This window comes from Streptococcus sp. SPS1, from assembly GCF_030439915.1.
Taxonomy (GTDB): Bacteria; Bacillota; Bacilli; order Lactobacillales; family Streptococcaceae; genus Streptococcus.
On the sequence record NZ_JAQFJG010000010.1, the window covers coordinates 63,430 to 71,805 of the forward strand.

6 protein-coding genes, 1 tRNA gene and 2 pseudogenes are annotated in these 8,376 nt (G+C 38.4%); 7 read left to right on the plus strand and 2 right to left on the minus strand.

Annotated elements, in window-relative coordinates; all coding sequences use genetic code 11:
* The first annotated feature begins 4 nt into the window (after positions 1-4).
* The 5 genes and pseudogenes from PCY12_RS08025 (at position 5) to PCY12_RS08045 (ending at position 5,616) form a co-directional block, all read left to right on the plus strand.
* On the plus strand, positions 5-1,171 hold the full coding sequence (locus PCY12_RS08025) for a MalY/PatB family protein (protein ID WP_301352392.1): 1,167 nt from the start codon (positions 5-7) through the stop codon (positions 1,169-1,171).
* 83 nt (positions 1,172-1,254) lie between these two features.
* Positions 1,255-2,201, plus strand: a pseudogene (locus PCY12_RS08030) (IS30 family transposase).
* Positions 2,202-2,423: 222 nt separating this feature from the next.
* Positions 2,424-3,998, plus strand: a complete 1,575-nt coding sequence (locus tag PCY12_RS08035; protein WP_301352394.1) for a DEAD/DEAH box helicase — start codon at positions 2,424-2,426, stop codon at positions 3,996-3,998.
* A gap of 254 nt (positions 3,999-4,252) precedes the next feature.
* Positions 4,253-5,041 carry a GTP-sensing pleiotropic transcriptional regulator CodY gene (codY, locus tag PCY12_RS08040; protein WP_301352396.1) on the plus strand — a complete coding sequence of 263 codons (789 nt, stop codon included), beginning with the start codon at positions 4,253-4,255 and terminating at the stop codon, positions 5,039-5,041.
* Positions 5,041-5,616, plus strand: coding sequence for a cysteine hydrolase family protein (locus PCY12_RS08045; RefSeq protein WP_301352398.1), 576 nt, complete (start codon positions 5,041-5,043; stop codon positions 5,614-5,616). The genes codY and PCY12_RS08045 overlap by 1 nt, the downstream gene beginning before the upstream one ends.
* 207 nt (positions 5,617-5,823) lie before the next feature.
* Here PCY12_RS08045 and PCY12_RS08050 read toward each other — a convergent pair whose 3' ends face one another.
* The gene (locus PCY12_RS08050) at positions 5,824-6,009 is read right to left on the minus strand and encodes a hypothetical protein (RefSeq protein WP_301352399.1); all 186 of its coding nucleotides are present in this window, start codon (positions 6,007-6,009) and stop codon (positions 5,824-5,826) included.
* Positions 6,010-6,022: 13 nt separating this feature from the next.
* Positions 6,023-7,084 (minus strand): hypothetical protein, encoded by a 1,062-nt coding sequence (locus PCY12_RS08055; protein WP_301352401.1) that lies wholly within the window; start codon positions 7,082-7,084, stop codon positions 6,023-6,025.
* 345 nt (positions 7,085-7,429) lie between these two features.
* On the opposite strand from PCY12_RS08055, the gene PCY12_RS08060 reads away from it, so the two are divergent.
* Positions 7,430-7,515: transfer RNA gene (locus tag PCY12_RS08060), tRNA-Leu, on the plus strand.
* A gap of 208 nt (positions 7,516-7,723) precedes the next feature.
* Positions 7,724-8,257 (plus strand): annotated as a pseudogene (locus PCY12_RS08065) (PD-(D/E)XK nuclease family transposase); the annotation flags it as partial.
* Positions 8,258-8,376: the final 119 nt, after the last annotated feature.

Here is an 8,376-nt window from a genome sequence, read left to right on the forward strand (position 1 = left end):
AAAGATGGGAAAATATGATTTTACAAGCCTGCCCAACCGTTTAGGTCACCATACCTATAAATGGAAAGAGGCAGAAACAGATAGTGAAGTCTTGCCAGCTTGGATAGCAGATATGGACTTTGTAGTCTTGCCTGAAATCCGCCAAGCCGTGCAGACTTACGCTGATCAACTGGTTTATGGCTATACCTATGCCAGTGAAGAGTTAATTAAGGAAGTTCAAAAGTGGGAAGCCACACAACACGGTTACCACTTTGACAAGGAAGCTCTTGTCTTTATCGAGGGTGTGGTACCAGCCATCTCAACAGCCATTCAAGCCTTTACAAAAGAAGGCGAGGCGGTTTTGATTAACACACCTGTCTACCCACCTTTTGCTCGCAGTGTCAAGTTGAATAATCGTAGATTGATTACCAATTCTTTGGTGGAAAAGGATGGTTTGTTTGAGATTGACTTTGACCAACTTGAAAAGGATTTGGTGGAAGAGAATGTTAAACTCTATATCCTATGCAATCCTCACAATCCTGGTGGACGTGTGTGGGAAAAAGAAGTGTTGGAGAAGATTGGCCAACTCTGCCAAAAACACAGTGTTTTGCTAGTTTCGGATGAGATTCACCAAGATTTGGCTCTCTTTGGTCACAAACACCAGTCTTTCAATACTGTCAACCCTGACTTTAAAGAATTTGCTATCGTCTTGACCAGTGCCACTAAAACCTTTAATATTGCTGGGACAAAAAATTCCTATGCAGTCATTGAAAATCCTAAGTTGCGAGTGGCTTACCAGAAACGCCAGTTGGCCAATAACCAGCATGAAATTTCAGGCTTGGGTTATTTGGCGACAGAAGCTGCCTATCGATACGGTAAAGATTGGCTAGAGGAACTCAAGCAAGTCTTTGAGGACCATATTAATTATGTGGTAGATTTATTTGGAAAAGAGACTAAAATCAAGGTCATGAAACCGCAAGGAACCTACTTGATTTGGCTTGATTTTTCAACCTATGACCTGACTGATGAAAAATTACAAGAGCTTTTGAGAAATGAAGCCAAGGTTATCCTCAACCGTGGTTTGGATTTTGGAGAGGAAGGGAGTCTCCATGCCCGTCTCAATGTAGCCATGCCTAAATCTTTGCTGCAAGAAGTTTGTCAGCGGATTGTGGCTACTTTTGCTAAATTTTAACAATCTGAAAGCTCTTCTAGGCATAAGAAAACACCTCTGTGTTATACTTGTTGTTCAACCACAAACACAAGAAAGGCACAGAGATGCAAGACAATTATACTACAAAAGCCAAACATTTGACAATCGATAGCCGTCGCTTAATCGAAAGATGGAAAAAAGAAGGAAAATCAAATAGAGAAATTGCTTCTCTACTTGGAAAAGCCCCTCAAACTATCCATACTGAAATCAAGCGTGAGACAGTCCGACAATGTCTTGGAAAAGGGCGCTTCAAAGAGGTTTATTCTGCCGACTATGCTCAACAGTCTTATGAAAGCAATCGCAAGCGCTCGGTCAAGAAATCAAGATTGAACAAGGAGCTGAAGGAAAAGATTCTCCACTATCATAACCAAAAGTTTTCTCCTGAAATGATGGTCAAGGCTAAGGGCGTTAACGTGGGAATTTCAATCATTTACTATTGGATTCATCATGGAAAATTAGGAATAACCAAACAGAACCTCCTGTATCCTAGAAAAGGAAAAACTACTAAGAAACAAGATAGCACCAACTTTAAACCTGCTGGTCAATCCATCGAACAGCGTCCTGAAGCTATCAATCTTCGCTTGGAGGCATTATGAGATTGATATGGTTCTGCTTACAAGAGCGAAAAACTACTGTTTGCTTGTCTTGACGGACCGAAAGAGTAGGCATCAGATTATCCGATTGATTCCAAATCAAGCGCTGAGGCGGTCAATCGGGCTCTAAAACTCATCTTAAAACAGCATCAAATTCGTTCCATCACGGCAGATAACGGAGCCGAATTCAACCGCTTGTCTGATGTATTTTCTGAGGAACATATCTATTATGCGCACCCCTATGCCTCTTGGGAAAGGGAACTAATGAGAATCACAACAGGCTCATTCGTAGATGGTTATCTAAAGGAACTAAGAAAACGACTCCTAAAGAAGTCGCATTCATCGAAAATTGGATTAACAACTATCCTAAAAAATGCTTGAACTACAAGTCACCTAGAGAATTTATTCTTTATGGCTGACTTGAACTCGAAATCGTTTACATGACTTTATCGACGGATTGGGCTATCTTTTGCTCTGGTCTTGTGTTATACTAGATAGGTTGCAAAGAAAACAGTACTTTTCTTTTGTGGAAAAGAAGCAACACGATTTTGTATCCAGTATATGAAAATACGTCATAAAAAGAAAAGTATAAACTAAGCCCTATAGGGTGGCTTCGCACCACCTTTAGAAAGAAGAATAACGTGAAATTTAATGACTTAAACTTGTCTGCTGATTTGCTAGCAGAGATTGAAAAAGCTGGTTTTGTAGAAGCTAGTCCGATCCAAGAACAAACTATTCCCTTGGCCCTTGAAGGCAAGGACGTTATCGGTCAAGCTCAGACTGGTACAGGAAAAACTGCAGCCTTTGGCTTGCCTACCCTTGAAAAAATCCGTACAGAAGAAGCGACTATCCAAGCCTTGGTGATCGCTCCAACTCGTGAGCTCGCTGTCCAAAGTCAAGAAGAACTCTTCCGCTTTGGTCGTAGTAAGGGAGTCAAAGTCCGTTCAGTATATGGCGGATCAAGCATTGAAAAACAAATTAAGGCTCTTAAATCTGGTGCCCATATCGTGGTGGGAACACCGGGTCGTCTTTTGGACTTGATTAAACGCAAGGCCTTGAAATTACAAGATATTGAAACGCTTATCCTTGACGAAGCGGATGAAATGCTCAACATGGGCTTCCTTGAAGACATTGAAGCTATCATCTCCCGAGTCCCTGAGAACCGTCAAACTTTGCTTTTCTCAGCAACTATGCCAGATGCTATCAAACGTATCGGTGTTCAGTTTATGAAAGAACCTGAGCATGTCAAGATTGCTGCCAAGGAATTGACAACAGAATTGGTTGATCAATACTATATTCGTGTTAAAGAACAAGAAAAATTTGATACCATGACCCGTCTTATGGATGTGGAACAACCGGAACTTGCCATCGTATTTGGTCGTACAAAACGCCGTGTAGATGAATTGACTCGTGGTTTGAAAATCCGTGGCTTCCGTGCAGAAGGAATTCATGGAGACCTAGACCAAAACAAACGCCTTCGTGTCCTTCGTGACTTCAAAAATGGTAATCTCGATGTTTTGGTTGCAACAGACGTGGCAGCACGTGGTTTGGATATTTCAGGTGTGACCCATGTCTACAACTACGATATTCCACAAGATCCTGAAAGTTATGTTCACCGTATCGGTCGTACAGGTCGTGCTGGTAAATCAGGTCAATCAATTACCTTCGTTGCTCCAAACGAAATGGGCTACCTTCAAATTATTGAAAACTTGACCAAGAAACGCATGAAAGGTCTCAAACCTGCAAGTGCAGAAGAAGCTTTCCAAGCTAAAAAACAGGTAGCTCTCAAGAAAATCGAACGTGATTTTGCAGATGAGACTATCCGTGCCAACTTTGAGAAATTTGGTAAGGATGCTCGTAAGCTAGCTGCCGAATTTACTCCAGAAGAATTGGCAATGTATATCTTGAGTCTGACTGTTCAAGATCCAGATAGCCTTCCAGAAGTGGAGATTGCGCGTGAAAAACCACTGCCATTTAAACCATCAGGTAATGGCTTTGGTGGTAAGGCTAAGGGAGGTCGTCGTGGAGATGACCGTCGTGATAATCGCCGAGGAGACAACCGTCGTGGTGGTCGCCGTGATGATTTCAAAAAAGGAAGTCGTGGCAACGATCGTTTTGATAAAGACAGACGTTACCGTAAGGATAATAAAAAACCACGCACTACTTCAAGTGAAAAGCAAACAGGCTTTGTTATTCGTAACAAGGGCGATAAATAAGAAAAAGCGATTCAAAATGAATCGCTTTTTTATATAAGGAGACCGAATGTGAAAAAAGATAAATAAAATTGTTGTATTATCTTTTTATAATGTTATGATACACAAAAACAGGCAGCTTGTCAATAGAAAAGGAACAATTTAGTTAAAAATATTCTTGTTTTTAAAAATTGCAAGTCAATAAGGAATTTTCAGATAATTATTGAAAAAGAAACGTTTTTATGTTATAATGATAGCGATTAAATTCGAGGTGAAAAATGGCACATTTATTAGAAAAAACAAGAAAGATTACATCAATTTTGAAGCGCTCAGAGGAGCAGTTGCAGGATGAGCTGCCTTACAACGCTATTACGCGTCAGTTAGCGGATATTATTCATTGCAATGCCTGCATTATCAATAGTAAGGGACGTCTGCTTGGCTATTTTATGCGCTATAAGACAAATAATGATCGTGTTGAGCAATTCTTCCAGACTAAGATTTTCCCAGATGACTACGTTCAAGGGGCTAATATGATTTACGAAACAGAAGCAAACTTGCCTGTTGAGCATGATATGAGTGTTTTTCCTGTTGAGAGTAGAAACGATTTTCCAGATGGCTTGACGACCATTGCTCCGATTCATGTATCGGGGATTCGCCTTGGTTCTTTGATTATTTGGCGCAATGATAAAAAATTCGAAGATGAGGACTTGATTCTTGTTGAGATTGCCAGTACCGTTGTTGGGATTCAACTCCTCAACTTCCAACGTGAAGAAGATGAGAAAAATATTCGTCGCCGTACTGCTGTCACCATGGCGGTTAATACCCTTTCTTACTCCGAACTCCGTGCTGTTTCAGCAATTTTAGGGGAATTAAATGGAAATGAAGGGCAGTTAACTGCGTCTGTAATTGCAGACCGTATCGGAATCACTCGCTCTGTGATTGTCAATGCCCTTCGTAAACTTGAGTCTGCAGGGATTATTGAAAGTCGCTCACTTGGAATGAAGGGAACCTACCTTAAGGTCTTGATTTCAGATATTTTTGAAGAAGTGAAGAAAAGAGATTACTAATGACTAAGGCTTTAATTTCGATTGACTATACAGAAGATTTTGTTGCTGATAGTGGAAAATTGACAGCAGGTGCTCCAGCCCAGGCTATTTCGGAAGCCATTAGCAAGGTGACTCGATTAGCTTTTGAAAGAGGAGATTACATCTTCTTTACCATTGATGCTCATGAAGAAAACGATTGTTTCCATCCAGAAAGCAAGCTATTTCCTCCTCATAATCTGATTGGGACGAGCGGACGGAATTTATATGGAGATTTGGGGATCTTTTATCAAGAGCATGGTTCAGACAGTCGTGTCTTTTGGATGGATAAACGCCATTACTCAGCTTTTTCAGGGACTGATCTGGATATCCGTTTGAGAGAGCGTCGAATTTCTACAGTTATTTTAACAGGTGTCTTGACGGATATTTGTGTCCTGCATACAGCTATAGATGCCTATAATCTAGGATATGACATCGAGATTGTTAAACCAGCTGTTGCTTCCATCTGGTCTGAAAATCATCAATTTGCCCTAGGTCATTTCAAAAATACACTCGGAGCTAAGTTAGTAGATGAAGAGCTAAATGAAATTTTAGAGTAATTTGGTTGATGGAATGAAAAAAGTGTTGGAATATCGTAGGCTAGATTTACTTCCAAACTTAACTGATTTGTATTGTAATCTTTACATATTGTTTTGTTCTAATTCTAATTGTAAACCATGACATAAGAAAACGATCATATCCAATTACGGAAATGCTCGTTTTTTTGATAGTTAAAAGTCGGTTTTTGCCCAGTCTCTTGAGGCAGATTATTTTAATTTTAGCATGATTCTATACCTTACCATATCGCCTTCCTCGTAATACTTTTTAGCTAAATTTGATCTAACTATAACAGCAGGACTGGCAGAACTCTCCATCAAAGCTTTATACTTTCGTTGGGCGGGCGTTAATTTTTCTTCCTCGATAATTTGTGTCTTTCTTTTAGCGTATGCCATATATTACACCTCCTTAATAATTTTTTCTAATCATAGCTAGAAAATCAAACCCTTTATAAAACCAACTCTCTATTTCTAATTGAGCAGTTTTGTTTCTGTCATGATTGATAAAGTTTAGTGTATTGCTCTGCATGTTATATCTCAGAGCTATTGTGTATGCGCAAAGCCTGTTTATATAATAACTCACAGACTCAATATTTGCAATAGTGAAAGGGATTATTATTTTATTTAACAACCCTTTGTCAATTGGTTTAGGAAATTTAATTTTTAGAAAACCGTAAATTGTGATATCCTTACTAGTTGTTAATGGAGATATAGCTAATATAAGAGTATTGTTATCTGAATCGTAGTAGTAACATTTTCCTGTTCTAAAAACATTATTATAAGTATCAATTAATGCTGGTTCTATAGTAGCAGTCGTTCCTCTTCTTTCTGATATTCTTCGTCTATCCACAAAGGCACAATAAATTTGTGAGCTATTTAAATTCTTAACAGACAAATCAGATTCAAAAAACATTAGGTCAATATTTGTAGTCTCCGAAAAAACAGCATCGAACACCTCTGTGAGTTCGTTAAATATCTCATTCAAGTATTCTTTACTTCTAACAGTCATATATTTACTAAAATTAGAGACTAAGTTTTTGCCTATCTTAAAGCGTTGAAAAATGCTTACATTTGTATTTGAACCTATCCTGTCGTAGGTGTTTTGGATAATATCCGTATAATTCTCTACATCTTTCTCAAGCCTCTCTAAAAAAATATTATGAGTTTTTAGTATTCTTTCAGAAGTGGAGGAGAGTTTGGCTGTAAAGTTTCGAAACTCCAAAGAAAGTTTATAGTATGTGTAGAAAAAATAACCAGTTACACACAATACTGCAATATTAATAATTATGAGCCAAAATATGATTGATTGTCTATAATTTTCAATCAATTTTATATCAAAATTTATTAGTGATACTATGAGAGCACTAAGGTCGACAAGTGAAAACATAGAAGCGGCAATTTTCAATACGTTTTTCAAAATTTTTCCATTAAAAACATATTTAACTATGAAACGGTTTAATATTTCGTTCATAATACACCTATATCTTTCAAAAATATATCTTATTTTATCACAAGTTTCGAAAAAAAGAATCATTTTGCTACAAAATGTCAACATCATTACCTTTTCACTCATCCAACCTCTACTTCTTCGCAATTACCTATACGTCCTACAAGCCAACATGGATGGGCGCCTTTTGCAGTTCTTTTCGGATGTATCGCTCCAGTTTTATTAAAAATTCTGGGTTGTATTCAATCTCCAATAATTCAAAAGAAGATTTCGCTGTGAAATTTAGGAAGTTAAATTTAGGAAGTTAGAAAATTTGAAAAAAGTGTTGACAAGCATCCCAAAAGTTGATATACTAGTAAAGTAATCGACGCGGGGATGGCGGAATTGGCAGACGCGCAGGACTAAGGATCCTGTGACCGCTTTAGGTCGTGAGGGTTCAAGTCCCTCTCTCCGCATAGGATAAGAGTTAGCTTAGGCTAGCTCTTTTGTTTTTATCAGGGTTATAATATCTATGGTGAGCGTCCTCGCTTTCAGATAAATAATATAGTTTGAAATTTCTCCTAATTTTCTCTACTTTTTCTACTTTTTCCGAATAAATAGATAGAAGCATCAAATCTAGTAAACCTAGATTTAAAAATGTGCTATAATGAAAGGAGAAGAAATATGACTGTACGTCATCCGGGCATCAGCCCGACCAATGACTTGGTTGCTAAGAAGATTTTTAGCAATCCGGAAATCACTTGTCAATTTATTCGCGATATGCTGGATTTACCAGCTAAAAATGTGACGATTTTGGAGGGAAGTAACATTCATGTCTTGCCTTCCCTACCGTACTCGGCACAGGACTTCTATACAAGTATAGATGTTTTGGCTGAACTAGATAATGGAACGCAAGTAATTATTGAGATTCAGGTGCATCATCAGAATTTTTTCATCAATCGCCTGTGGGCTTACCTATGTAGTCAGGTCAATCAAAATCTTGAAAAAATGCGCCAACGTGAAGGTGATACCCACCAAAGTTACAAACACATTGCCCCAGTATACGCTATCGCAATTGTCGATAGTAACTATTTCTCAGATGATTTGGCTTTCCATAGCTTTAGTATGCGCGAAGATACGACAGGTGAGGTCTTAACCATCACCAATAATGGACAAGAAAACCATCTGGTCAAGATGGCGTTCTTAGAACTAAAAAAACTCTAAGCAGGCAGAGCCTGCTAACTCATGACAGAAAAAGAAGTTTAGCTTATAATGAAGATGAACAATACAAATCCGTGGTGTCTAATAGGGCTTTTCCTAGCCTGTTAAAAAAACTG